The sequence below is a fragment of the Streptomyces sp. SID8352 genome (genome assembly GCF_009862265.1).
GTDB lineage: Bacteria > Actinomycetota > Actinomycetes > Streptomycetales > Streptomycetaceae > Streptomyces.
Genome location: NZ_WWGX01000022.1, coordinates 434956 through 458478, shown reverse-complemented (window position 1 = coordinate 458478; position 23523 = coordinate 434956). Strand labels below are relative to the sequence as shown.

Genomic DNA, 23523 nt, shown 5'->3' with positions numbered 1-23523 from the left:
GCGGCCCGGGGCCGGATCACCCGGACGCCTTACGTCCTCTCAGTGCCCGTTGACGGCGATGTCACTCGTCCAGGGCACGCAGGGCGCGCCGGAGCAGAGCGGTCCGGTCGGCCGGCGCGGTGAGGTGCTCCAGGCCGAAGCCCAGCAGCACGGTGTCCTCGGTGGAGACGGCCGCGTGGGTGCCGAAGAGGGCGCCGGTGCGGGACCAGTCCTTCAGTGCGGCGGGGCTGCCGGGGGGCGGCCCGGTGACCCGCCAGGCGCCGAGCGAGGACTCGAAGCCCTCGGCCGCGTCCGGAGTGCCGCCGGTGACGAGGGAGATGTCGTCGGCGAGCAGGCCCCGGCCGCCGCTGCCGGGGTCGGAGACGTAGGCGAGGGAGACCTCGACGGAGCGTCCGGCGTAGGCACTCAGGTCGAACTCCGCCTGGCGCCAGCCGCCGGAGGAGCCGGTGAGGCTGTTCCAGGCGCCGCTGGTGCCGGTGGCGCCGCAGCCGGTGTCGGACTGGGTCAGGTAGTGGGAGAGCCAGGGGTGGTCGGCGAGGTAGAAGCCGGCCTCGCACTCCGCGGGCACGGCGGCCGAGGTGGCACCGCCGGCTTCGGGCAGGGTGGTCCAGTCGGCGGCGCCGGTGGTGTGCGCCTCGACCAGGGCGTGGTCGTAGCCGCGCTCGGTGTCCCACAGGAGCTGGGTGCGGAGCGTGGGCCGGTCGGCGGCACTGACGCCGGTGAGGTCGATGGTGCGGGTGAGGCGCTTGTAGGCGTCGTCGGTGTGGACGGCGGCGGCCATCCACGCACCGGCGTGGGGACCGTAGGGGTTGACGGCCCCGGTGTAGGTCCCGGCGCCCCGGCTAGCGAACCGCGGGTTGCCGTCGGCCTCGGAGGTGAGGCTGTAGGAACCGGGCCGGTCCAGCGGGTTGCCGGGTGCGTCGCCGAGCGCGCCGGTGGCTCCGGCGAGCGCTCCGGCGCCGGTGAAGCCCGCGGCCCCGGGGGCGGCACCGCGGGTGTGGGCGCCCAGGTAGTACTGGCTGAAGTCGTCGGAGAGGGCGCCGCCGCCCAGGTCGACGCTGCCGCCGGCCTGCTCGCCGGCCTCGATCAGCTTGCCGCCCTCGTTGAGGTGGGCCCGCAGTGCGAGCTGGGTGGCGCTGCCGGGCGCCGAGGCGCCGGTGTAGTGGACGACGGTCCCGAAGTGGCTGAGGACGCCGAGCGCGTCGGGGGCGCCCTGGGTGGCGACGTCCCAGACGGCGGCGCGCCGGCCGTTGGCCCGCAGCGCGGCCAGGTAGTCCCCGGCCCGGGTGGCCCGGGTGCCCTCCTCGGCGACGACGAGGGCGTCGGCGCGGGGCCGTTCGGCGACGGTGTAGGTGAAGTGGGTGCTCTCGGTGCGGCGGCCGTCCGCGCGCTCACCGGTGAACCAGACCTCCACCCGGTCCCCCCGGTCGCCGTCCTTGACCTTGGCCCGGTACTCGTCGAAGTGGAGGTTGTCCTCGCCGCCGTAGGTCTCGCCGCCGCGCCACGGCCGGAGCGCCATGTCGTGCGTGCGGCCCCCGTTGACGCGGTACTTCAGCTCCTTGTCGCGCACCGACTTCCGTACGACGACCGACACCTCCTGGTCGGCGCCGCGCGCGTAGGAGGTGGTGAAGGGCGCCGGGGTGAAGTCGGGCGCGTCCAGGCCGACGGAGGAGGCGGGCCGGTCCGGGTGGGCGGCGGTCTCGGCGACGGAGAGCGCGAAGGGGATGTTCTTGGCGAACTCCCCCTGGATCAGCTTCTCGTCGTCCGGGAAGGTGAAGCCGGAGCGGCAGTCGCGCGGGTCCCACGCGTCGTCGGGGTCCACCGCGGAGGCGGTCTGGCACGTCGACATCTCGGGGGTGAACATCGACAGGCCGTTGACGTTGGCGGCGTGTCCGTCCGCCTCGCCGTTGGTGGTGTACAACTCCGAGGAGACCTGCGGGCGGTAGCCGGGGATCGCGGAGTTCCCCGGTGTCCCGGCGAGCGCCCGGTAGGCGATGTCGTCGGGCGTGCCGGTGGCGACCTGCCAGCCGACGCCGTAGAGCAGGAGCTCGGCGGCGGAGTGGTAGTTGATGCCGTAGTCGAACCCGATGCGCTTCTGGAAGGCGTCGATCGCCCGGGTCTCGGGCTCGGAGGCGGGGCCGGGGCCGCGGTAGGTCTGGCTGCTGGGGCTCGGTGAGGAACCCTCGTCGTCGTAGCCCCACTTGTAGGAGAAGTTCCGGTTCAGGTCGACGCCGTCGCCGGTGCCGATGACGCCGTCGCCGTTGGTGTCGCGCAGGTTCTTGCGCCACAGCCGGTTGGCGGGGTCCTGGAAGGTGTAGTCGTAGCCGTCGGGGTTGGCCGACAGCACGAACCACAGCTCGGTGGAGTCGACGATCCTCCTGATCCGGCGGTCCGTGCGGTAGTTGTCCAGGTAGTGGTGCATCAGCCGCCGGGTCATCTCCGGGGTGATCCACTCGCGCGCGTGCTGGTTGGACATGTAGAGGACGGCGGGCCTGGAGCCGTCCCGGGACCTCTTCGCGCCGCCGGTCACCTTGAGCGCCAGGATCTCCTGGCCGCGGACGGTCCGGCCGATGGAGACGGCCTTGGTGAGCCCGGGGTTCTCCCGCGCGGTCCGCAGGATCTCCTCCTTCAGGCCGCCGCTGCCGCTGTACGGGCGGAAGACGCCCTCTCCGGCCCGGGCCACGCGCCGCTCGGCGCGGGCGGTCAGGGTGTGCTCGGTGAGGCCGACCCCCTGTTCGCGCAGGGTGTCCGCCTGCCGGTCGGTGAGGTACACCTCGACGGTGGCGCTGCCCCGGCCGGGGACCAGCTCGCCGAGTTCCCGGCCGTCCTGTCCGGCGGCGAGCAGCAGGGGCACCTGCTCGCGGGTGACCTCGGCGCGGAAGACCTTGACCCCGTCCGGGTCCGGGGTGGCGGCCTCCGCGGGGTGGGCGGGCGGCGCGGGCTGTGCGGGGCGGGCCTGGGCGACGGGCGCGATGGCCGCTCCGCCGATCAGGAGCGCGCCGGCAGCGAGGATCGATCTCGCTCTGAGTCTCATGAAGCCCCCTAGCGTGGGTCCGCCACGGCAGGCGAACAGATGCCAGGCTCATGACACCCCATGATCGAGTCAAGAGCGCGGAAGGGACACGCGGGGAGCGGCACGGGTCACTCAACTGGACGCGGGGGGAGGGGTGTTGGGTACGAACGGCGATGCTCGTCGAGCGGCGGCGGAGGGCGGCCGGGGCCGTCGCTGCGGATACGGAGGGGCTCCGGCGGCTCCGGAGGGGGCCGTTCCGGGCGGTCGGGCGGTCGGGCGGTGCCTTGGGCTGAGCGGGCGGCGCAGGCGGGCACGGGGTGGTCCGGGGCGCGGGGCGCTCCGGGGCGCGGGGCGGCGCTCCGGGGGCAGTGCTCCGGGAATGGTTCTCCGGGAACGGCAGGGCCGGCGCTCCGCGGCCGGGCGGGACGGCCTCCCCCTGGGTGACCCCGTGGCGGCCGCGCGGACGGGCCCTGCTGGATCGCGCGGACGGTCGGACCGGGATCGCGCGGAGAGGCGGACCGGGATCGCGCGGACGGTCGGGCCAGGGTCACGTGGAGAGGCGGGACGGGATCACGCGGAGGGTCGGGCCGGTGGTCACCCGAGCCGCCGGTGCGACGGACCACTCCACGTGACCCCGGTGCCGCTCCTCCCCGCCTCCCCGTACGGTGCTCCGGCTTCGGCGAGGCGTTCGGCATGTCGCCTCCGGCCATGTGCCCGCCTCTCGGACGGCCGAGCGGATCCGCGCGGACGGTCGGGCGGGCGTCGGGCGGCTTCCCGGCCGTGGGACGGAACCCGGTCCTGCGATCATGCGGAGTCCCCGTCCGGGGAACCGTTGTCGGCGTACCGGTCCGGCAGTGCCCCGGGCCACCCGCGCACTCCCCCGGCACGGCCGCCCGAGCCACCGGGACCCGTATGCGGCCGACCGGCCGGGCTGGTGCCCGCACGGGCGGGCGACCGGACAGGGGGGGGTGGCCCGGCGACGGACGCTCCGGGCCACCCGAGCGGCGCGGCGGCTCCGGCCGGTCGGCCGACAATCTGGTCGGCCGCCGGCTGACCGCTGACGGCCGTCAGCCGACCAGATTGTCGGCCATGTCCTCGCTGAGGTTCGCCTCCGTGCCCGGGATACCGAGGTCCGAGGCGCGCTTGTCGGCCATCGCCAGCAGCCGCCGGATGCGCCCGGCGACGGCGTCCTTGGTCAGCGGCGGGTCCGCGAGGGCGCCCAGTTCCTCCAGGGACGCCTGCTTGTGCTCCATGCGCAGCCGCCCGGCCGCCGCGAGATGCTCGGGCACGTCGTCGGCGAGGATCTCCAGGGCCCGCTGCACCCGGGCCCCCGCGGCGACGGCCGCGCGGGCCGAGCGGCGCAGGTTGGCGTCGTCGAAGTTGGCGAGGCGGTTGGCGGTCGCGCGCACCTCGCGGCGCATCCGCCGCTCCTCCCAGGCGAGCACCGACTCATGGGCGCCGAGCCGGGTCAGCAGCGCCCCGATGGCGTCGCCGTCGCGGACCACGACCCGGTCCACACCGCGCACCTCGCGGGCCTTGGCCGCGATGGAGAGCCTGCGGGCGGCGCCGACCAGGGCGAGCGCGGCCTCGGGACCGGGGCAGGTGACCTCCAGGGAGGAGGAGCGGCCCGGCTCGGTCAGCGAACCGTGCGCCAGGAAGGCACCGCGCCAGGCGGCCTCGGCGTCGCAGGTGGCCCCCGAGACCACCTGCGGCGGCAGACCCCGGATCGGGCGGCCCCGGCCGTCGACCAGTCCGGTCTGGCGGGCGAGCTGGTCACCGCCCGCGACCACCCGGACGACGTAGCGCGAGCCCCGGCGCAGTCCGCCCGGCGCCATCACGATCAGTTCCGAGGCGTGCCCGAAGATCTCCAGGATGTCCCGCTTGAGGCGGCGGGCCGCCATCGCGGTGTCCAGCTCCGCCTCGATCACGATGCGCCCGCTCACCAGGTGGAGGCCGCCGGCGAACCGCAGCACGGCGGAGACCTCCGCCTTTCTGCAGCAGGTCCGGGTGACGGGGAGCCGGGAGATCTCGTCCTTCACCGCTGCCGTCATCGCCATGGGCCGATCCTTCCATGCATCCGAAAAATACGGTCGTACGCGGCGGCCAGCAGCTCCGGGTCGTGCCTCGGGGTCCCGTCGGTCCGGGCGACCGGAGCCAGCTCGACCGCGGCGCCGAACCGTTTCGCGGCATCGGTGAGCGAGTCACGGTCGGGCACGGCGGCCTCGTCGGCCAGCACCACGTCCAGGGCGAGTTTAGGGGCGTGTCGTCCCAAAACCTCCAAATGACGCTGCGGGGAGAAGCCCTCGGTTTCTCCCGGCTGCGGGGCCAGGTTCAACGAGAGCACCCGGCGGGCCTTGGTCTGCGCGAGCGCGTCCAGCAGTTCGGGCACGAGCAGGTGCGGGATGACCGAGGAGAACCAGGAGCCGGGCCCGAGCACCACCCAGTCCGCGTCGAGCACCGCCTCGACCGCCTCGGGCACGGCGGGCGGGTCGGCGGGCACCAGGTGCACCGACTGCACGTCGCCGGGGGTCAGGGCGACGGTGGCCTGGCCCCGCACGGTGTCCACGTCCTCCGGACGGCCCGGGTCGTGGCCCCTGACCAGGGCCTGGAGCTCCAGCGGGACGGCGGACATGGGCAGCACCCGTCCGTGCGCCCCGAGGAGCTTGCCGACCAGGTCGAGCGCCTGGACGTGGTCGCCGAGCTGCTCCCAGAGGGCGACGATCAGCAGGTTGCCGACCGCGTGTTCGTGCAGGTCGCCCTTGGACTGGAAGCGGTGCTGGATGACCCGGGCCCAGGTCTGGCCCCAGTCGTCGTCGCCGCACAGCGCGGCCAGCGCCTTGCGCAGGTCACCGGGCGGCAGCACCCCCAGCTCGTCGCGCAGCCGCCCGCTGGAGCCGCCGTCGTCGGCCACGGTGACGACGGCGGTGAGGTCGCCGGTGATCCGGCGCAGCGCGGCGAGCGAGGCGGACAGGCCCATGCCGCCGCCGAGCGCGACGACCTTGGGCTGGGCGCCCCGGCGTCGCGGCCGGGCGCCGCGCGCCTGTTCGGGCCGGGCGGCCCGGGCGTCGGCGGGTCTGCCGCCGCGCCCTTCCGGAGCCACCCGGCGCAGCCTGCCCAGCCGCGGACTACGTCCTGTCATTCCCGTCCCATGTCCCGGTGGACGACCACCGTCTCCACGCCTTCGGCCGCGAGCCGTGCGGCGAGCTTCTCCGACATGGCCACGGACCGGTGTTTGCCGCCGGTGCAGCCGACGGCCACGGTCACGTAGCGCTTGCCCTCACGACGGTAGCCCGCGGCGATGAGCTGGAGCAGCTCGGTGTAGCGGTCGAGGAACTCCTTGGCGCCGGGCTGGCTGAGAACGTAGCCGGAGACCTCATCGTTGAGGCCGGTGAAGGGGCGCAGTTCGGGGACCCAGTGCGGGTTGGGCAGGAAGCGCATGTCCACCACGAGGTCGGCGTCGACGGGGAGCCCGTACTTGAAGCCGAAGGACATGACGGTGGCCCGCAGCTCGGGCTCCTCGTCACCGGCGAACTGGGCGTCCATCTTGGCGCGCAGCTCGTGCACGTTGAGGCTGGAGGTGTCGATCACGAGGTCCGCGTCACCGCGCAGCTCGCGCAGCAGCTCGCGTTCGGCGGCGATGCCGTCCACGATGCGGCCGTCGCCCTGGAGCGGGTGCGGGCGGCGCACCGACTCGAAGCGGCGGACCAGGGCCTCGTCGGAGGACTCCAGGAAGACGATCCGCCGGGTCACGCCCCGCGAGTCGAGGTCGGCGAGGGAGTCGCGCAGATTGTCGAAGAATCGCCGTCCGCGGACGTCGACGACGACGGCGATGCGGGCCACGTTGCCCTGGGAGCGGGCGCCCAGCTCCACCATGGTGGGGATCAGCGCCGGCGGCAGGTTGTCGACGACGAACCAGCCGAGGTCCTCCAGACACTTCGCCGCCGTCGAGCGGCCCGCCCCGGACATTCCGGAGATGATCACCAGCTCGGGGATGGCGGCGTCGTTGGCCGTCCCGGCTGTTTCCTTGCCCGTGCTCACTTCTGCTCCGTCGTTCTGGTGCTCGTCGGGGCGGTCCGTGTGGGGGTCCGCCTCCCCGGCGGTCGTGGGGTGGGACGGGGCCGCCCGGTCCGCTTCGGCCCCGGGATGGGGCTTCGCCGGTCCGCCGGCCGCACCGGGGGTGCGTCCGTCCCGTCCGGCGGGTCCGGTGGCGGTGTCCGCCGGCCCCGGTGCGGCGGCCCGTTCTCGTGCCGCCCCGGATCGTGCGTCGTGCTGCGTCATGGTTCCTGCCCCCGTCGTTCGTCAGGGGTGCCCGCGGATACGGGCTCCCCGGAGGCCTCGGTCGTCGTTCCCGTCGTTCCGAGTACCCCGTCGTCGTCTTCCATGATCTCCCCCGTCGCCGTGTTCACGGCGGGCGTGGCCGGGGTGGCCCGGGCGAGGGCCGCGGCGACGGTCTCGGCCGTCTTGCGGCCTATGCCGGGCACCTCGCAGATCTGGTCGATCGTCGCCGACCGGAGCCTCTTCAGCGAACCGAAGTGCTTGATCAGCGCCTGCTTGCGGGTCTCGCCCAGGCCGGGCACGTCGTCCAGGGGGCTGGAGCGGAAACGCTTGGCGCGCTTGCCGCGCTGGTAGGTGATGGCGAAGCGGTGCGCCTCGTCACGGACCCGCTGGAGCAGGTAGAGGCCCTCGCTGGTGCGGGGCAGGACGACCGGGTCGTCCTCGTGGGGCAGCCAGACCTCCTCCAGCCGCTTGGCGAGGCCGCACACCGCGATGTCGTCGATGCCCAGTTCGTCCAGGGCCCGCCGGGCCGCCGCGACCTGCGGCCGGCCGCCGTCGACGACGACCAGCTGCGGCGGGTAGGCGAACCGCCGGGGGCGGCCGTCCTCATCGGTGAGCGAGATGTCGAGGGGGGTGTCGGCGGACGCGTCCGCGCGGGAGTCCTCGGTGCGGTCGCCGCCGGGGCCGCTCTCCCCGGCCGGGGTGCCGGCGGCGGTGTCCCCGGGAGCACCGCTTCCAGGGGCGTCGCTCCCGGAAGCGCCCTCGGGGAGGTCGTCCCCGTCGACCCACTCGCCGGTCCGCTCCTTCTCGGCCAGGTAGCGGCGGAAGCGGCGGGTGATCACCTCGTGCATGGACCGGACGTCGTCCTGTCCGCTGAAGCCCTTGATCTGGAAGCGCCGGTACTCGCTCTTGCGGGCCAGCCCGTCCTCGAAGACGACCATGGACGCGACCACGTCGTCGCCCTGGAGGTGCGAGATGTCGTAGCACTCGATCCGCAGGGGCGCGCTGTCCAGACCGAGGGCGTCCGCGATCTCCTCCAGCGCGCGCGAGCGGGTGGTCAGGTCGGAGGCACGCTTGGTCTTGTGCAGGACGAGCGCCTGCTGGGCGTTGCGCTGCACGGTCTCCATGAGCGCCTTCTTGTCGCCGCGCTGCGGCACGCGCAGCGACACGCCCGAACCGCGGCGCCCGGTGAGCCACTCCTGCACCGGGTCCGCCGGTTCGGGCAGAGCCGGGACCAGGACCTCCTTGGGCACCGCGTCCCCGCTCTCCTCGCCGTAGAGCTGCTGGAGGGCGTGCTCGACGAGGGCGCCGGTGGTGATCTCCTCCACCTTGTCGGTGACCCAGCCGCGCTGGCCGCGCACCCGCCCGCCGCGCACGTGGAAGATCTGGACGGCGGCCTCCAGCTCGTCCTCGGCGACGGCGATCAGATCGGCGTCGGTCGCGTCGGCGAGCACGACCGCGCTCTTCTCCATGGCCTTCCTCAGGGCCCCGATGTCGTCGCGCAGGCGGGCGGCACGCTCGTACTCCATCTCCTCGGCGGCCTCGGTCATCCGCTTCTCCAGGCGCCGCAGATAGGCGCCGGTGCGGCCGGCCATGAAGTCGCAGAACTCCTCCGCGAGGGCGCGGTGGTCCTCCGGGGTGATGCGGTCCACGCAGGGCGCGGAGCACTTGTCGATGTAGCCGAGGAGACAGGGACGGCCGGTGCGGGCGGCGTTCCGGAAGACCCCGGCCGAGCAGGTGCGCACCGGGAAGACACGGAGCAGCAGGTCCACCGTGTCGCGGATCGCCCAGGCGTGCCCGTACGGCCCGAAGTAGCGCACGCCCTTCTTCTTGTGACCGCGCATGACCTGGACGCGGGGGAACTCCTCGTTCATCGTCACCGCGAGGTAGGGGTAGCTCTTGTCGTCGCGGTACTTGACGTTGAACCGGGGGTCGTACTCCTTGATCCAGGAGTACTCCAGCTGCAGGGCCTCGACCTCCGTGGACACGACCGTCCATTCCACGGAGGCGGCCGTGGTGACCATGGAGCGGGTGCGGGGGTGGAGGTGAGCCAGGTCCTGGAAGTAGTTGGCCAGGCGCTGGCGCAGGCTCTTCGCCTTTCCGACGTAGATCACCCTGCGGCGCTCGTCTCGGAACCTGTACACCCCCGGGGAGTCCGGGATCTCACCCGGCCTGGGGCGGTAGCTGGAGGGGTCGGCCATGAGTCACACCCTACTGGCGTGGACCGACAGTCCGTCCGGCCTGTGGACAACCGTCCGCGGAGCGGGCCGGGCGGAACGACGGCGCCCTCCGCGAGGGGCGCGGCCGGGGGCCGCGGGGCGCGGCGCGGACGCCGGGGAGCGGGCCGGTCGCGCACCGTGCCCGTCGTGCGGGCCGGGCGGGGCATCTCGGCCAGGTGCGTGCGGGGCCCTGTCACGGGTGTTGTCGCGGCAGGGCCGACACGCTTCAATGCGGGGAAAACCCGGGGCCCCGGGACCGCTGCGCACGGATGCGGGGACCTCCCCTGCGCCGCGACGGGGACGGCCTCGACGAATCCGCGCCGCACGGTCCGGCCGTCCGTTGCGCCCCCTCACAGAGAGGCCCTGCATGCAGCACGCCACACAGCACGCGGACGCCGCCACCGAGGTACTCGACTCGGCCCTGCGCGGTGGCCCCTTCCACGTCGCCCTGCGGGCCGCCATCGCCGCGCGCGGACTGCCGCTCCAGCGGGTGCAGCACCATCTCTCACGGCACGGGGTCAAGGTCGGCGTCACCAGCCTCAGCTACTGGCAGCAGGGCGCGCGCCGTCCCCAGCGTCCGGAGTCCCTGCGGGCCGTGCGGGCGCTGGAGGAGATACTCCAGCTGCCCGAGGAGTCGCTGATACGGCTCCTGGGCGAGCCCTGCGGACCGTGCGGTGACCGCCCGTCGGCGGCCCGCTCGTACCGGGCGCAGATGGAGGCGTCCGGTGTGCTGGACCGGCTGCTGGCCGATCTCGGCCAGGCGGCGCCGGGCGGCGGGCTGCTCACCCTGGCGCACCACGAGCGGGTCCGTGTCGGGGCCCGGCGGGAGCTGGCCGGGCGGGACTCGCAGCACATCGTCCGCGCCCAGCGCGACGGCGTCGACCGCTTCCTCGCCGTCCACCACGGCGACCCGGGCTGCGATCCGGCCCGGATGACCGTCCGGGCGCTGGAGAACTGCCGCACCGGACGGGTCCGGTCGCACCACGACACCGGGGTGCTGGTGACCGAACTGCTCTTCGACACCCGGCTCGGCAGCGGCGACACCCATCTCTTCCGCTACGCCGTGGAGGACGGCACGGCGCTGGCGTCGCGCGAGTACCTCCGCGACTTCGAGGCGGCGGGCGGGCAGTACGCGCTCCAGGTGCGGTTCGATCCGGCTGCGCTGCCGGTGCGCTGCCACCGGTTCACCCAGCCCTCGGCGGCGGCCCCGCGCGGCGGTCGCCGGGACCTGCCGCTCAGCGGGCTGCACCGCTCGGTGCATCTGGTGGAGCCCCGGGTGCGCGCCGGGATCGTGGGGATCGGCTGGGACTGGGAGTGACGGGGCCGGGCCCGCCGTACGCCCCGGCGCGGCCCACCGGTGATGCGCCCGCCGCGTGGTCCGCTCACGGACGGGTCCAGCGCCTCCCCGGTGTGCCCCGCCGCAGACCCGCTTCCCGGGCGCGCCTCCCGTGGGTCCGCTCCTCGCGGGACGGCGCGCCCGCGGACCGCTCAGGTTCTGGGGACGGCGACGATCCTGCCCTGCTCGACCTCGGCCGTCAGCTCGACGAGCTCCACGGAGGCCGGGGAGCGCAGCACCTCGCCGGTGCGGGCGTCGAACTCGCTGCCGTGGCAGGGGCAGACGAGCTTGGTGCCGTCCAGCTTCTTGATCACGCACGCCTGGTGCGTGCAGATCGTGCTGAACGCCCTCAGGGTGCCGTCCTCCGCGCGGCTGACCACGACCCTCTGGTCCCCGTAGAGCTTGGTCTCCCCCTTGCCGACCTCGCTGTCCGCGCCGAGTTCGACGGGTGCGGTGGGCTGCGCGGACACCCCGCGGCCACCCGGGGAGCACGCGGCCAGGCCGAGTCCGGCGACGGGTGTGAGGGCCGCCGACCGCAGGACGGTACGACGGCTCGGGGCGGGGCGGCCGGACATGTGCTCTCCACGGGTCGGGGGGTGTACGGACCGACGATATCGGGCGTCTCGGACCGGTCCCGGGGTGGGTCGTCCCGGTCGGACGGGTGCGGACGGGGACAGGGACGGGGACGACGGGTGCGGGGCGGTGGCCCTCCGGCCTGGGCGCTGGGTTCCGGGGCGGTCGGCACGATCGGTGCGGCCGTGCGCGCGTGTGCGCGTGCTCCCGGGGGTGGGATAGCCTCCGGGGCCGGGCGCTCGTGGGGGCGGTGTGCCGTCGTGGTCCCGTGCGGGTCCGCGGAGGAACCGTCACGGCCGCCGCACGGCCCGGTCCCGGGGTGGCGCCGAGACGGACGGGGCCGGAGCGGCGGTGCCGACGCGCCCCCGACCGTCCCGCTGCCCGGAGAGGAACCGCCCGTGATCGTCGTCGCCGGTGAGGCACTGATCGACCTGGTACCGCAGGGCCCGGGGGCCCTCGCCCCGCTGCGTCCGGCGCCCGGCGGCGGTCCGTACAACACGGCGGTGGCCCTGGGGCGGCTCGGCTCCCCCACCGCCTTCTGCTCCCGCGTCTCCCTGGACGCCTTCGGTGAGGCGCTGCTGGAGCGGCTGCGCGTGGCCGGGGTGGACGTGTCGACGGTGCGGCGCGGTGCCGAGCCGACGACGCTCGCGGTGGCCTCGCTGGGCGCGGACGGCTCGGCCGCCTACGGCTTCTACGTGGAGGGGACCGCCGACCGGCTGTTCACCGCGCCGGCCGAGCTGCCGCCCGGCACCCGCGCGGTGGCCTTCGGCACCTGCTCGCTGGTGCTGGAGCCGGGGGCGAGCGCGTACGAGGAGCTGTTGGGGACGGCGTCGGCCCGCGGCGTGTTCACCACCCTGGACCCGAACATCCGGGCCGGGCTGATCGCGGACCCGGACGCCCACCGGGCTCGGCTCCTCGCCCGGCTGCCGCAGGTGTCGCTGCTGAAACTGTCGGAGCAGGACGCCGAGTGGCTCGGCGGTACGCCCCGGGAGTGGCTGGCGGCCGGTCCGGCGGCGGTGGTGCTCACCCGGGGCGCCGGGGGGATGACCGCCTTCACCCGCGACGGCCCCGCCCACACGGTGCCGGGTGAGCGGGTCGCCGTGGTGGACACCATCGGCGCCGGCGACACCGTGAACGCCGCCCTGCTGCACAGTCTCGCGGCCCGCGACGCCCTCAGCCACGCCGGGGTGGCCGCGCTGGGCCCCGGGGAGTGGGCGGAACTGCTGGGCTTCGCCGCCCGTGCCGCGGCGGTCACCTGCTCCCGCGCGGGGGCGGAGCCGCCGTACGCGCACGAGGTGCCTGACCCCGTGACGGACTGACCGGGGCCGGGGCCGACCCCGGGGCCCGGTCCGGAGCACAGCACCGGGCCGCGCCCCGGGGGCCGCCCACCGTGCCCCCGGACACACCCGGGGCACGGTGGGGGGGAGACCGCGCGGCGTCAGGACTTGCGGGCCCGCGTCGCCGTCTTCTTCGCGGCGGCCTTGGCGGCGGTGCGGCCCGCGGCGGCCTTGGCCGGGGTGGCCTTGGCCGCCTTCGCCGCCGTTCTGCGCGGGGCCTTGACCGGCGCGGCGTCGCTGATCCGGTCGGCGCCCAGGATGTCCCGCAGGAACTTGCCGGTGTGGCTGGCCGGCTCCCCCGCGACCTGCTCGGGAGTGCCCTCCGCGACCACCAGTCCGCCCCCCGCGCCGCCCTCGGGACCCATGTCGACGACCCAGTCGGCGGTCTTGATCACATCGAGGTTGTGCTCGATGACGATCACCGAGTTGCCCTTGTCGACCAGTCCGGACAACACGGTGAGCAGCTTGCTGATGTCCTCGAAGTGGAGCCCGGTGGTGGGCTCGTCCAGGACGTACACCGTGCGCCCGGTGGAGCGGCGCTGGAGCTCGCTGGCGAGCTTGACGCGCTGGGCCTCGCCGCCGGAGAGGGTGGTCGCGGACTGGCCGAGCCGGACGTAGCCGAGGCCGACGTCCTTGAGCGTCCTCATGTGCCGGGCGATGGCGGGGACCGCCTCGAAGAACTCGGTCGCCTCCTCGATCGGCATGTTGAGGACGTCCGCGATGGACTTGCCCTTGTAGTGGACCTCCAGGGTCTCCCGGTTGTACCGGGCACCGTGGCAGACCTCGCACGGGACGTAGACGTCCGGGAGGAAGTTCATCTCGATCTTGATGGTGCCGTCGCCCGCGCAGTTCTCGCAGCGGCCGCCCTTGACGTTGAAGGAGAACCGGCCCGGCATGTAGCCCCGGACCTTCGCCTCGGTCGTCTCCGCGAACAGCTTGCGGATGTGGTCGAAGACACCGGTGTAGGTCGCCGGGTTGGAGCGCGGGGTGCGGCCGATGGGCGACTGGTCGACGTGGACGACCTTGTCGACGAGATTGTCGCCGTCCACCCGGGTGTGCCGTCCGGGCACGCCCCTCGCGCCGTTCAGCTCGCGCGCCAGGTGGGTGTAGAGGATGTCGTTGACCAGGGTCGACTTGCCCGAGCCGGAGACACCGGTGACGGCGGTGAAGAGACCGAGCGGGAAGGAGACGTCGATGTCCTGGAGGTTGTTCTCCCGGGCGCCGTGCACCGTGAGCTGCCGGGACGGGTCGCGCGGGCGGCGGGTGTCCGGCAGCGGGATGGCCTTCCTGCCGGACAGGTAGAGCCCGGTCTGCGACTCGGCGTTGTCGAGCAGTTCCTTGACGGAGCCGCTGTGCACCACCTTGCCGCCGTGCTCACCGGCGCCGGGGCCGATGTCGACGATCCAGTCGGCGACCTTGATGGTGTCCTCGTCGTGCTCCACGACGATGAGCGTGTTGCCCATGTCGCGCAGCCGCACCAGGGTCTCGATCAGCCGGTGGTTGTCGCGCTGGTGCAGGCCGATGGACGGCTCGTCCAGGACGTAGAGGACGCCGACGAGTCCGGAGCCGATCTGGGTGGCCAGCCGGATGCGCTGGGCCTCTCCGCCGGAGAGGGTGCCAGCCGCGCGGTTGAGCGAGAGGTAGTCCAGGCCGACGTCGACCAGGAAGCGCAGCCGCTCGTTGACCTCCTTGAGCACGCGCTCGGCGATCTTCTTGTCCCGGGCGCTGAGCTTCAGCTCGCCCAGGAAGTCCGCGCAGTCGCTGATGGACATCGCGGAGACCTCGGCGATGGACCGGCCCATGACCGTGACCGCGAGGACGACGGGCTTGAGGCGGGTGCCCTGGCAACTGGGGCAGGGCACCTCCCGCATGTAGCCCTCGAAGCGCTCGCGGCTGGCGTCGCTCTCGGCCTCGCTGTGCCTGCGCTTGACGAAGGGGACGGCGCCCTCGAAGGCCGTGGTGTAGCGGCGCTCGCGCCCGTACCGGTTGCGGTAGCGGACCTCCACCTGGGTCTTGTGCCCGTTGAGCAGGGCCTTCTTCGCCCGCTGCGGCAGCCCCGCGAAGGGGATGTCGGTGCGGAAGCCCAGCGCCTCCGCCAGGGCCCCGATGAGGCGGCCGAAGTAGTCCTTGGTGTGGCCGTGCGACCAGGGGTGGATCGCGCCCTCGTCCAGGGACTTGTCCGGGTCGGGGACGATCAGCTCCGGGTCGACCTCCATCCGCGTGCCGATGCCGGTGCAGTCGGGGCAGGCGCCGAAGGGCGAGTTGAAGGAGAAGGAGCGGGGCTCCAGCTCCTCGAAGGAGAGGTCGTCGTAGGCGCAGTACAGGTGCTCGGAGTACATGCGCTCGCGCTCGGGGTCGTCCTCGGGGAGGTCGACGAAGTCGAGCACGACCATGCCGCCGGAGAGGCCGAGCGCGGTCTCGACGGAGTCGGTGAGGCGGCGCTTCGCGGAGTCCTTCACGGTGAGGCGGTCGACGACCACCTCGATGGTGTGCTTCTCCTGCTTCTTCAGCGCGGGCGGCTCGGAGAGCTGGACGGTCTCGCCGTCGACCCGGGCGCGGGAGTAGCCCTTGGTCTGCAGGTCGGAGAAGAGATCGGCGAACTCGCCCTTGCGCTCGCGCACCAGCGGCGAGAGCACCTGGAACCGGCTGCCCTCGGGCAGCTCCAGCACCTTGTCGACGATGGCCTGCGGTGACTGCCGCGAGATCGGCCGGCCGCACTCGGGGCAGTGCGGCTTGCCGATGCGGGCGAAGAGCAGCCGCAGGTAGTCGTAGACCTCGGTGATGGTGCCGACGGTGGAGCGCGGGTTGCGCGAGGTCGACTTCTGGTCGATGGAGACCGCCGGGGAGAGCCCCTCGATGAAGTCGACGTCCGGCTTGTCCATCTGGCCGAGGAACTGCCGGGCGTAGGAGGAGAGCGACTCCACGTAGCGCCGCTGGCCCTCGGCGAAGATCGTGTCGAAGGCCAGGGAGGACTTGCCCGACCCGGACAGGCCCGTGAAGACGATGAGCGAGTCACGAGGCAGGTCGAGCGAGACGTTCTTCAGGTTGTGCTCGCGCGCGCCACGGACGATGAGACGGTCGGCCACGCCGGTCCGCACCTTTCTTTGGAAGAGTGACAGGGGCGGGGCCCCGTCTTTTCTCAGACTAGGGGGAGCCACTGACAACGCCGGTCGGATTCATGGTTGTCAACAACTGCCGACTCTCCAGCATGCCCGACGCCGCACTCGACCATATAGCACGTACATTCGATTCATGGCCGTCATCCCTCTGCTTCACCCGAAGGAGTGGCGCGGACTAGGGTCGGCCCATGATTGATCACGCGCACGATCTGGCGGCCGTCCACAAGGCCACCGAGCGGCTCCTCGCCTCGGTCGGCACCCTGGACAACGCCTCCGTGAACGAGCCGTCACGGCTTCCGGGCTGGACCCGCGGACATGTTCTCGCCCATCTCGCCCGCAACGCGGAGGCGCTCACCAACGCCCTCGAGGCCCGCCCCATGTACGCCTCCGACGGTGCCCGGGACGCCGACATCGAGCAGGGCGCCGCACGTCCCGTCGACGTCCACCTCGCCGACCTGCGCGAGAGCGCCGCCGGGCTGCGGGCGGCAGCGGAGGCGCCCGCCGACTGGTCGCGCACCGTGGAGCTGCGCAACGGGGTCACCGACTCGGCGTCCCGGATTCCCTTCCGCCGCTGGATCGAGCTGGAGCTGCACCACGTGGACCTGGGGGTCGGCTACGAGCTGGAGGACCTCCCGGCGGACTTCACGGAGCGGGAGATCGACTTCCTCACCGACCGGTTCGACGGCAACCCGGGCGTGCCGCCCACCCGGATCACCGACGGCGTCCGCTCCTGGCGCACGGGCCGCGAGGGCGAGCCGGAGGTGACGGTCACCGGCGCCCCGGCCGAGCTCGTCGGCTGGCTGGCCGGCCGCCGCGACGGCTCCGCGCTGACCGCCGAGGGCGGCCCGCTGCCCGCGCCGCCCGCGCTGTAGCCGGCCGCCACCGCGGGGACGCGGGGACGCGGCGGGCCCGGGCGGCCGACGGCGGGCGCCCGGCACCGCGGGCACCCGCCGGACACCCCTAAGCTGGCTGCCATGACGTACAGCGGAGAGGTGAGGGTCGGCGGACCCGCCGACGTGCATGAGCTCAAGGACCTGATGATCACCAAGATCGCGGTCGGCCCGATGGACAACAACGCCTACCTGCTGCGCTGCCGGGCCACCGACGAGCAGGTGCTCATCGACGCCGCCGCCGACGCGGGGACGCTCCTCGGCACGATCGGTGACGACGGCATCACCGCCGTCGTCACCACCCACCGGCACGCCGACCACTGGCAGGCCCTCGCCGAGGTCGTCGCGGCCACCGGCGCCCGCACCCTCGCGGGCCGGTTCGACGCCGAGGGCATCCCCGTCCCGACCGACGTCCTGGTGGACGACGGCGACACCGTCCGGGTGGGCCGGGTGGAGCTCACCGCGCGCCATCTGGTCGGCCACACCCCGGGCTCGATCGCCCTCGTCTACGACGACCCCCACGGCCACCCCCACGTCTTCACGGGGGACTGCCTCTTCCCGGGGGGCGTGGGGAACACGCACGACGACCCGGAGGCGTTCGCCCGCCTGATCCACGACGTCGAGACCAGGATCTTCGCTCCGTTGTCCGACGAGACGTGGGTCTACCCGGGCCACGGCAACGACACGACGCTCGGGGCCGAGCGCCCGCATCTGGCGGAGTGGCGCGCCCGGGGCTGGTGAGCGCCGGGCGCGCGGACGGTGCCCGGGGCGTTCAGGCCCCGGCCCGGCCGGTCCCGGCCAGCGCGGCGACCCGTTCCACGCCGAAGGCGTAGCCCTGCGCTCCGCACCCGGCGATCACGCCGTCGGCCCGGCGGGACACGTAGGAGTGGTGGCGGAACTCCTCGCGCCGGTGGATGTTGGAGAGGTGGACCTCCACCACGGGGAGCCCGTCGCAGGTGTTGAGGGCGTCCAGGATCGCCACGGAGGTGTGCGAGTAGGCGGCGGGGTTGATCACGATGCCGCAGTGGCCGAGCCGGGCCTCGTGGATCCAGTCGACCAGTTCCCCCTCGTGGTTGGACTGACGGAAGTCCACGGTGCCGCCGTGCGCGGCGGCGGCCTTAGCGCACAGGGCCTCGATGTCGGCGAGGGTGTCGTGGCCGTAGATCTCCGGCTGCCGTCGGCCGAGCAGGTTCAGGTTGGGTCCGTTGAGGATCATGATCGGGGCGTTGGCCAGGGTGCGGGGCACGGTTCCTCCGGTCCGTTCGGGTGCGGCGGTGCCGGCGCGGGACGCCGCTCGGGCCCCGGTCTATCACGGCGCCCTTTGCGGGCTGACGGCCGCTCCCCCACCGCCCGTTCCGGTCCCCGTCCGGCGGCTACGGGTTGACGGCGAGTTCCAGGTAGGCCGCGAACAGCACCAGGTGGACGCCGCCCTGCAGGGGCGTGGCCCGGCCGGGGACGACCGTCAGGGAGGAGACCACGACGGTGAGGGCGAACAGCACCATGTGGGTGGGGCTGAGGCCGAGGACGAGCGGTCCGGAGAGCCAGACGGAGGCCAGGGCGACCGCCGGGATGGTCAGGCCGATGCTGGCCATGGCCGAGCCCAGGGCCAGGTTCAGACTGGTCTGCACCCGGTCGCGGCGGGCCGAGCGCACCGCGGCGATGGTCTCGGGGAGCAGCACCAGCAGGGCGATGATCACACCGACGACGGCGTGGGGCAGTCCGGCGGCCTCCACTCCGCTCTCGATGGTGGGCGAGACCCCCTTGGCGAGGCCGACGACGCCGATCAGGGCCAGGCCCAGCAGCCCGAGGCTGATCAGGGCGGCGCGGACGGTCGGGGCGTCGGCGTGGTCCTCCCAGGAGATGACCTCGCCCTGCCGGGTGATGGGCAGGAAGTAGTCGCGGTGCCGCACGGTCAGCGTGGCGACGAAAAGGCCGTAGAGGATCAGTGAGGAGACGGCGGCGAAGCTGAGCTGGACCGTGGAGAACTCCGGCCCCCGGGCGCTGGTGGTGAACGGCGGCAGGACCAGGCTGAGGGTCGTCAGGGTCGCGACGGTGGCGAGGGCGGCGCCGGTGCCCTCGGGGTTGAACACGGCCGTGCCATGGCGCAGGGAGCCGACGAGGAGACTGAGTCCGACGACGCCGTTGCAGGTGATCATCACGGCGGCGAAGACGGTGTCCCGGGCGAGGGAGGCGCTCTTGTCGCCGCCGTCGATCATCAGGGTCACGATGAGGGCGACCTCGATGACGGTGACCGCCACTGCCAGGACGAGGGAGCCGAAGGGTTCGCCGACGCGGTGCGCCACCACCTCGGCGTGGTGCACGGCGGCCAGGACGGACGCCGCGAGGACGACCGTGAGCAGGGCGACGATCACCCCCGGCATGTGGCGTCCCCAGGTGAGGAGCAGCAGCACGACCGCGGTCACCGGCACGATGGTCGTCCACTGTGTCAGGAGCGCCCTTGGCCGACTGGTCATGCGTCGATCGTCGCAGAGGAGAACAGGGCGCGCACGCTCGGTCACATGGGCCGGGGCGGGTGCCGCGCGCGGGCCGGGGCGGGCGCCCCCCCTCCGCCGCGCACCGGCGACCGATGGCGCGGCGGAGGGGGGCGTCGGCGGGGCGCGACGGCCCCCGCGCGGGGGTGATGTGGTGCGCGGGGGCCGCGGCCGAGTCAGCGGCCGGTGCCGTCCTTCACGGTGCTTGCCTCCCGCTCGTCCTCCGCGTCCGCGGCGGCCCGCGCCGCCTCCTTCCGGGAGGCCCGGAGGCTGGTGAGCGTGGTGACGATCAGGACGGAGCAGATCACGCCGAGCGAGACCGGGATGCTGATCTCGGGGACGGGCACCCCGGACTCGTGCAGGGCGTGGAGCACCAGCTTCACGCCGATGAAGCCCAGGATGACCGACAGGCCGTAGGAGAGGTGGACCAGCTTCTTGAGCAGGCCGCCGATGAGGAAGTAGAGCTGGCGCAGGCCCATCAGGGCGAAGGCGTTGGCGGTGAAGACGATGTACGGGTCCTGGGTCAGGCCGAAGATCGCCGGGATGGAGTCGAGCGCGAAGAGGATGTCGGTGGTGCCGATGGCGAGCATCACGACGAGCATCGGGGTCATGACCCGCTTGCCGTTCTCCTCGATCCACAGCCGGGTGCCGTGGTAGCGGTCGGCGACGCCGAAGCGGCGCTCGGCCGCCTTGAGCAGCTTGTTCTCCTCGAACTCCTCGTCCTCCTCCTCGGCCTGGGCCTCCTGGATCAGCTTCCAAGCGGTCCAGATCAGGAAGGCTCCGAAGAGGTAGAACATCCAGGAGAAGCTGGCGAGGATCGCGGCGCCCGCCACGATGAATCCGGCCCGCAGGACCAGTGCTATGAGGACACCGAAGAGCAGCACGCGCTGCTGGTACTGCGAGGGCACCGCGAACTTCGCCATGATCAGGACGAAGACGAAGAGGTTGTCCACGCTCAGGGACTTCTCGGTGACGAAGCCCGCGAAGAACTCGCCCGCGGGCTGTCCGCCCGCGAAGAGCAGGAGGCCGAGCCCGAAAAGGGCGGCCAGGGCGATCCAGACGACCGTCCAGATGCCCGCTTCCTTGATCGACACGTCGTGCGGTTTGCGGCCGATGAAGAAATCGACCGAGATGAGGGCGGCGAGGCCCACGATGGTCAGGACCCACAGGGTCACGGAAACTTCCACTGCGCCTCCGGCAGTACGTCACTCGGCGGATGTCAGCGTCATCGCTGCCGGAGGTCTCTTCCACCCGGGGCCACCGAGGCGCGTGATGCGCCCGGCCGCCCGCGGGCCGACGTCCCGGGATCTGGCCTGATCCGTATTGACGGGTGCGCCGCAGCAGACAGGGAGTACTCCCCTCCGTACGGAAAACAGTACCCTCTTCCCCAAGGGAAGGTAAAGAGCTAGGTAAAGAGAAATACAAAATGCCTGGCCAGCTACCCTTTACTTCCCCTTGACGTGACGGTGCGGGCTCATCGGCCCCACGAGCGGCGGGCCTCCGCGAGGCGGGTGAGCACCTGCTGGATCACCTGGCTGCCCGGCGGCACCCGCGACGGCTCGTACGTCCACGCGTGGCCCACCCAGGGGTCCGCCAGATGGTCGTCGGCCACCGGGGTCAGCCGCAGCAGCGAGCGCCACAGCGGGTCGAGCAGCGGCCCGTACCCCGCGGAGTCCTCGCGGTCCGCGACCATCATCAGATGCACGCCGACGGCGGGCCCCTCGTCCCCGAGGTAGCGGAGCTGGTTCACCGCCCGGTCGTCGAACCCGTGCGGGAAGTCGTTGACGATCAGCAACTGCTGGGAGGTGTCGAGGTCCGGCGGCAGCGCGTCGGCGGCCCCGCCGCGCAGCGCCATCTGCACCAGGTCGACCCGCTGCGTGAGCCGGGCCAGGACGTCCGTCACCCCCGCCGCGCCGTGGCCGGGCGGGCCCGCGAGCACACCGGTGCGCACCAGCGGCTCCAGCGCCCGCGTGCCCGAACCGGCGGGATCGATGACGTGCACGGTGAAGTCGCCCGCCGGGTGGACGGCCAGCAGCCGGGCGGCGTGCGTGACGGCCGCCTCCATCGCGAGGTGCCGCAGTTCGTGGGAGTCGGCGAAGGCGCCCTCGGACGATCCGGGCCGCCCGCTGTCGATCCAGAGCCCGCGCTCCAGCGGCAGCCGGATCAGCATGGGGATGCGTATCGCGTCGGCCTCGGGTAGTCGCAGATCGCCCAGGCGCAGGGCCATCGGGGTCTCCATGGGCACCCGGTGGGCCTGCCAGACGGGGTTGTCCCAGCGGGCAAAGGCGGCGGGGAGGGCGGGTTCGACGACATCGGCCTCGGCGGCGAGCTGGGCGAGGTCGCGGTCGAGGACCTCCCTCGCCCGGGCGACGAGCTGGCCGTGCCTGGCGCGCGCCGCTTCCCGCGCGGCGTCGCCCTGTCCGCCGATCCGGCTGCGCGGGTCGGACAGGGCGTGGTCCAGCTCCTTCTCCATGCGGGAGTCCGCGAAGTCGACGGCGCTGCGGTAGGCGGCGGCGGAGCGGGCCAGGTCCTCGAACATGCCCCACACCTGGTTGTAGAGCCGCTCGTCCATGGACCAGCCGGTGGCATCCCCCGCGACGGGCCGGGCGGGCTCTCCGGGGGCCGCCGGAGGCACCGTCGGAGGCGGCGGGGGCGGTGCGGCGTTCTGCCGTCGCGGATGCGTGTAGTCGACCGGGCCGCCGCCGGAAGGCGCCACGCCCGGGACCGCGTCGGCCGGCCCGTCCGTGCCGCCGGAGGCGTCGTACGGGGAGGCCGCCGGAGCGGGTCCGGGAACCCCCTGGGGCGCGGTGGCGCCGTTCTCCGGGCCCTGGGCCGGGGCGGTGGTGGGCAGCGGGGCGCGGTCGGCGTCCGGGGTGCGCGGCGGGGGTGCGGGCACCGAGCGGGCGAGGCCCCGGGCGACGGCCTCCTGGATGGTGCCGGCGAGCGGCGCCGCCTCGACGAGCCCCTGGTCGGCGAGGAGTTCGGCGAGGCCGCCCGCGTAGCCCTGGCCCACGGCACGAACCTTCCAGGCGCCCTGGCGGCGGTACAGTTCCAGGGCGATCAGGGCGGTCTCGGTCCCCAGGCCGGTGATGGTGTAGCTGGCGATCCCGGTGCCGTCGAGACCGGTGACGGCGACGAAGGGGGCGGCGACGGAGCCGAAACCGGCGTGGCCCCGCCCGTCGGCGGGCAGGGCCAGCAGCACGCTGACGCGGTGCACGGCGTCCGGCACGGCGTCGAGGTCCACCGCGAGGCGGTGGTCGGCGGCGGCCTGCCGGGAGACCTCCAGACCCGGCAGGGTGGGCGCGCCCGGGTGGGCCACCCCTCCGGCGCCGTGGACCGTGCCGTTCTCGTCGCCGAGTGTGGCCGCCGCCGCGACCGGCGTACCGGCCGAGACGCGGATCTCCAGGCGGGCCTGGGCAAGCGGGTGGTTCTGCCCCCGCACCAGCTCGGCCGTCATCGCCCATCCCCCTGTGTCGTTCGTCTGTCACTGGTGCCGTGCCGCCGCTCGCGCGACTGCCGTCCGGGCGGCCCCGGCCCGCCTCCCCGGCGGGACCGACCGCCCGGACGGCGGTAGCGCGCGGTCCCTACAGGACCGGCAGGATCGCGGGCATGAGGTCCTGGAAGGTGCGGCCGTTGGCGGCGCTGCCGAGCGCGGTCATCGCCCAGCCCTGGCCCGAACGGTGGACCTTGGCCATGATCTGGGCGGTGTAGGCACCGCCGCCCGCCAGCGTGTAGCGGGCCAGTTCCTGGCCGTTGGTCTCGTCGACCAGTCGGCAGAACGCGTTCTGCACCTCCTGGAAGGTCTGGCCCGTGAAGCTGTTCACGGTGAAGACGATCTGGTCGATGTGGACCGGGACGCGCTGGAGGTCGACGAGGATGGACTCGTCGTCGCCGCCCTGGCCCGCACCGCCGACGAGGTTGTCCCCGGTGTGGCGCACCGAGCCGTCGTCGCTCACGAGGTGGCGGAAGAAGACGACGTCGACGGGCTGCTTGTCCGCGAACAGCACCGCGGAGGCGTCGAGGTCGATCTCCCGGGTGCGCGAGCCGAACAGGCCGCGTCGGGGGGCGGCCTGCCAGCCGAGACCCATGCGCACGGCCGTCAGGCTGCCGCCGTCGTTCTTCTGCAGACTGATGGCCTGACCCTTGGTCATGTTGACGGTCACGCGCTGCTTCCCCTCTTCGTACTTCCCCGGTCGCCGCGGAGGCCCGCGGTGCGGTCAACCGCGGACACCGCGGTTGACCGAAACCCTACGCAGGGGCACTGACAGT

General features: G+C 73.4%; 16 protein-coding genes. 4 read left to right on the top strand and 12 right to left on the bottom strand.

Features of this window, described 5'->3' with window-relative positions:
- Positions 1-61: 61 nt before the first annotated feature.
- The 5 genes from GTY84_RS07305 to uvrC all read right to left on the bottom strand — a co-directional run bounded on the left by GTY84_RS07305 (position 62) and on the right by uvrC (position 9489).
- Positions 62-3034: a M14 family metallopeptidase gene (locus tag GTY84_RS07305; RefSeq protein WP_161225274.1), complete on the bottom strand. Its 2973-nt coding sequence runs from the start codon at positions 3032-3034 to the stop codon at positions 62-64.
- A 1046-nt stretch (positions 3035-4080) separates the two neighbouring features.
- Positions 4081-5070, bottom strand: a complete 990-nt coding sequence (gene whiA, locus GTY84_RS07300; RefSeq protein ID WP_161225273.1) for a DNA-binding protein WhiA — start codon at positions 5068-5070, stop codon at positions 4081-4083.
- A complete protein-coding gene (gene yvcK, locus GTY84_RS07295; protein WP_161225272.1) occupies positions 5061-6152 on the bottom strand; it encodes a uridine diphosphate-N-acetylglucosamine-binding protein YvcK in 1092 nt (363 codons plus the stop codon). Before yvcK ends, whiA begins: the two co-directional genes overlap by 10 nt.
- Entirely contained in the window at positions 6149-7291 is a 1143-nt protein-coding gene (gene rapZ / locus GTY84_RS07290) for an RNase adapter RapZ (RefSeq protein ID WP_202550001.1), read from the bottom strand. The genes yvcK and rapZ overlap by 4 nt, the downstream gene beginning before the upstream one ends.
- The gene (gene uvrC / locus GTY84_RS07285) at positions 7288-9489 is read right to left on the bottom strand and encodes an excinuclease ABC subunit UvrC (protein ID WP_161225270.1); all 2202 of its coding nucleotides are present in this window, start codon (positions 9487-9489) and stop codon (positions 7288-7290) included. The genes rapZ and uvrC overlap by 4 nt, the downstream gene beginning before the upstream one ends.
- 385 nt (positions 9490-9874) lie before the next feature.
- On the opposite strand from uvrC, the gene GTY84_RS07280 reads away from it, so the two are divergent.
- On the top strand, positions 9875-10825 hold the full coding sequence (locus GTY84_RS07280) for a hypothetical protein (protein WP_161225269.1): 951 nt from the start codon (positions 9875-9877) through the stop codon (positions 10823-10825).
- A gap of 170 nt (positions 10826-10995) precedes the next feature.
- Here the strand turns inward: GTY84_RS07280 and GTY84_RS07275 are convergent, their stop codons facing one another.
- Positions 10996-11418 (bottom strand): Rieske (2Fe-2S) protein, encoded by a 423-nt coding sequence (locus GTY84_RS07275; protein WP_161225268.1) that lies wholly within the window; start codon positions 11416-11418, stop codon positions 10996-10998.
- Between the two features lie 396 nt (positions 11419-11814).
- On the opposite strand from GTY84_RS07275, the gene GTY84_RS07270 reads away from it, so the two are divergent.
- Positions 11815-12735, top strand: coding sequence for a carbohydrate kinase (locus GTY84_RS07270; protein ID WP_161225267.1), 921 nt, complete (start codon positions 11815-11817; stop codon positions 12733-12735).
- Between the two features lie 119 nt (positions 12736-12854).
- On the opposite strand, the gene uvrA is transcribed toward GTY84_RS07270, so the two are convergent.
- Entirely contained in the window at positions 12855-15839 is a 2985-nt protein-coding gene (uvrA, locus tag GTY84_RS07265; protein ID WP_161225266.1) for an excinuclease ABC subunit UvrA, read from the bottom strand.
- A 221-nt stretch (positions 15840-16060) separates the two neighbouring features.
- On the opposite strand from uvrA, the gene GTY84_RS07260 reads away from it, so the two are divergent.
- The gene (locus tag GTY84_RS07260; protein ID WP_161225265.1) at positions 16061-16744 is read left to right on the top strand and encodes a maleylpyruvate isomerase family mycothiol-dependent enzyme; all 684 of its coding nucleotides are present in this window, start codon (positions 16061-16063) and stop codon (positions 16742-16744) included.
- A gap of 102 nt (positions 16745-16846) precedes the next feature.
- Positions 16847-17503 (top strand): MBL fold metallo-hydrolase, encoded by a 657-nt coding sequence (locus GTY84_RS07255; protein WP_161225264.1) that lies wholly within the window; start codon positions 16847-16849, stop codon positions 17501-17503.
- A gap of 31 nt (positions 17504-17534) precedes the next feature.
- Here GTY84_RS07255 and aroQ read toward each other — a convergent pair whose 3' ends face one another.
- From aroQ to GTY84_RS07230, 5 genes are all read right to left on the bottom strand, one after another.
- The gene (gene aroQ / locus GTY84_RS07250; RefSeq protein ID WP_161225263.1) at positions 17535-18008 is read right to left on the bottom strand and encodes a type II 3-dehydroquinate dehydratase; all 474 of its coding nucleotides are present in this window, start codon (positions 18006-18008) and stop codon (positions 17535-17537) included.
- 127 nt (positions 18009-18135) lie between these two features.
- On the bottom strand, positions 18136-19236 hold the full coding sequence (locus GTY84_RS07245) for an ionic transporter y4hA (protein WP_161225262.1): 1101 nt from the start codon (positions 19234-19236) through the stop codon (positions 18136-18138).
- 194 nt (positions 19237-19430) lie between these two features.
- The gene (locus GTY84_RS07240; RefSeq protein WP_161225261.1) at positions 19431-20441 is read right to left on the bottom strand and encodes a TerC/Alx family metal homeostasis membrane protein; all 1011 of its coding nucleotides are present in this window, start codon (positions 20439-20441) and stop codon (positions 19431-19433) included.
- A 287-nt stretch (positions 20442-20728) separates the two neighbouring features.
- Entirely contained in the window at positions 20729-22711 is a 1983-nt protein-coding gene (locus tag GTY84_RS07235) for a TerD family protein (protein WP_161225260.1), read from the bottom strand.
- 127 nt (positions 22712-22838) lie between these two features.
- The gene (locus tag GTY84_RS07230; protein WP_161225259.1) at positions 22839-23417 is read right to left on the bottom strand and encodes a TerD family protein; all 579 of its coding nucleotides are present in this window, start codon (positions 23415-23417) and stop codon (positions 22839-22841) included.
- Positions 23418-23523 lie beyond the last annotated feature (106 nt).

Coding starts and splice junctions, on each gene's coding strand:
- GTY84_RS07305 (WP_161225274.1), bottom strand. CDS start 3,034: ATGAGACTCAGAGCGAGATCGATCCTCGCTGCCGGCGCGCTCCTGATC.
- whiA (WP_161225273.1), bottom strand. CDS start 5,070: ATGGCGATGACGGCAGCGGTGAAGGACGAGATCTCCCGGCTCCCCGTC.
- yvcK (WP_161225272.1), bottom strand. CDS start 6,152: ATGACAGGACGTAGTCCGCGGCTGGGCAGGCTGCGCCGGGTGGCTCCG.
- rapZ (WP_202550001.1), bottom strand. CDS start 7,291: ATGACGCAGCACGACGCACGATCCGGGGCGGCACGAGAACGGGCCGCC.
- uvrC (WP_161225270.1), bottom strand. CDS start 9,489: ATGGCCGACCCCTCCAGCTACCGCCCCAGGCCGGGTGAGATCCCGGAC.
- GTY84_RS07280 (WP_161225269.1), top strand. CDS start 9,875: ATGCAGCACGCCACACAGCACGCGGACGCCGCCACCGAGGTACTCGAC.
- GTY84_RS07275 (WP_161225268.1), bottom strand. CDS start 11,418: ATGTCCGGCCGCCCCGCCCCGAGCCGTCGTACCGTCCTGCGGTCGGCG.
- GTY84_RS07260 (WP_161225265.1), top strand. CDS start 16,061: ATGATTGATCACGCGCACGATCTGGCGGCCGTCCACAAGGCCACCGAG.
- GTY84_RS07255 (WP_161225264.1), top strand. CDS start 16,847: ATGACGTACAGCGGAGAGGTGAGGGTCGGCGGACCCGCCGACGTGCAT.
- GTY84_RS07245 (WP_161225262.1), bottom strand. CDS start 19,236: ATGACCAGTCGGCCAAGGGCGCTCCTGACACAGTGGACGACCATCGTG.
- GTY84_RS07235 (WP_161225260.1), bottom strand. CDS start 22,711: ATGACGGCCGAGCTGGTGCGGGGGCAGAACCACCCGCTTGCCCAGGCC.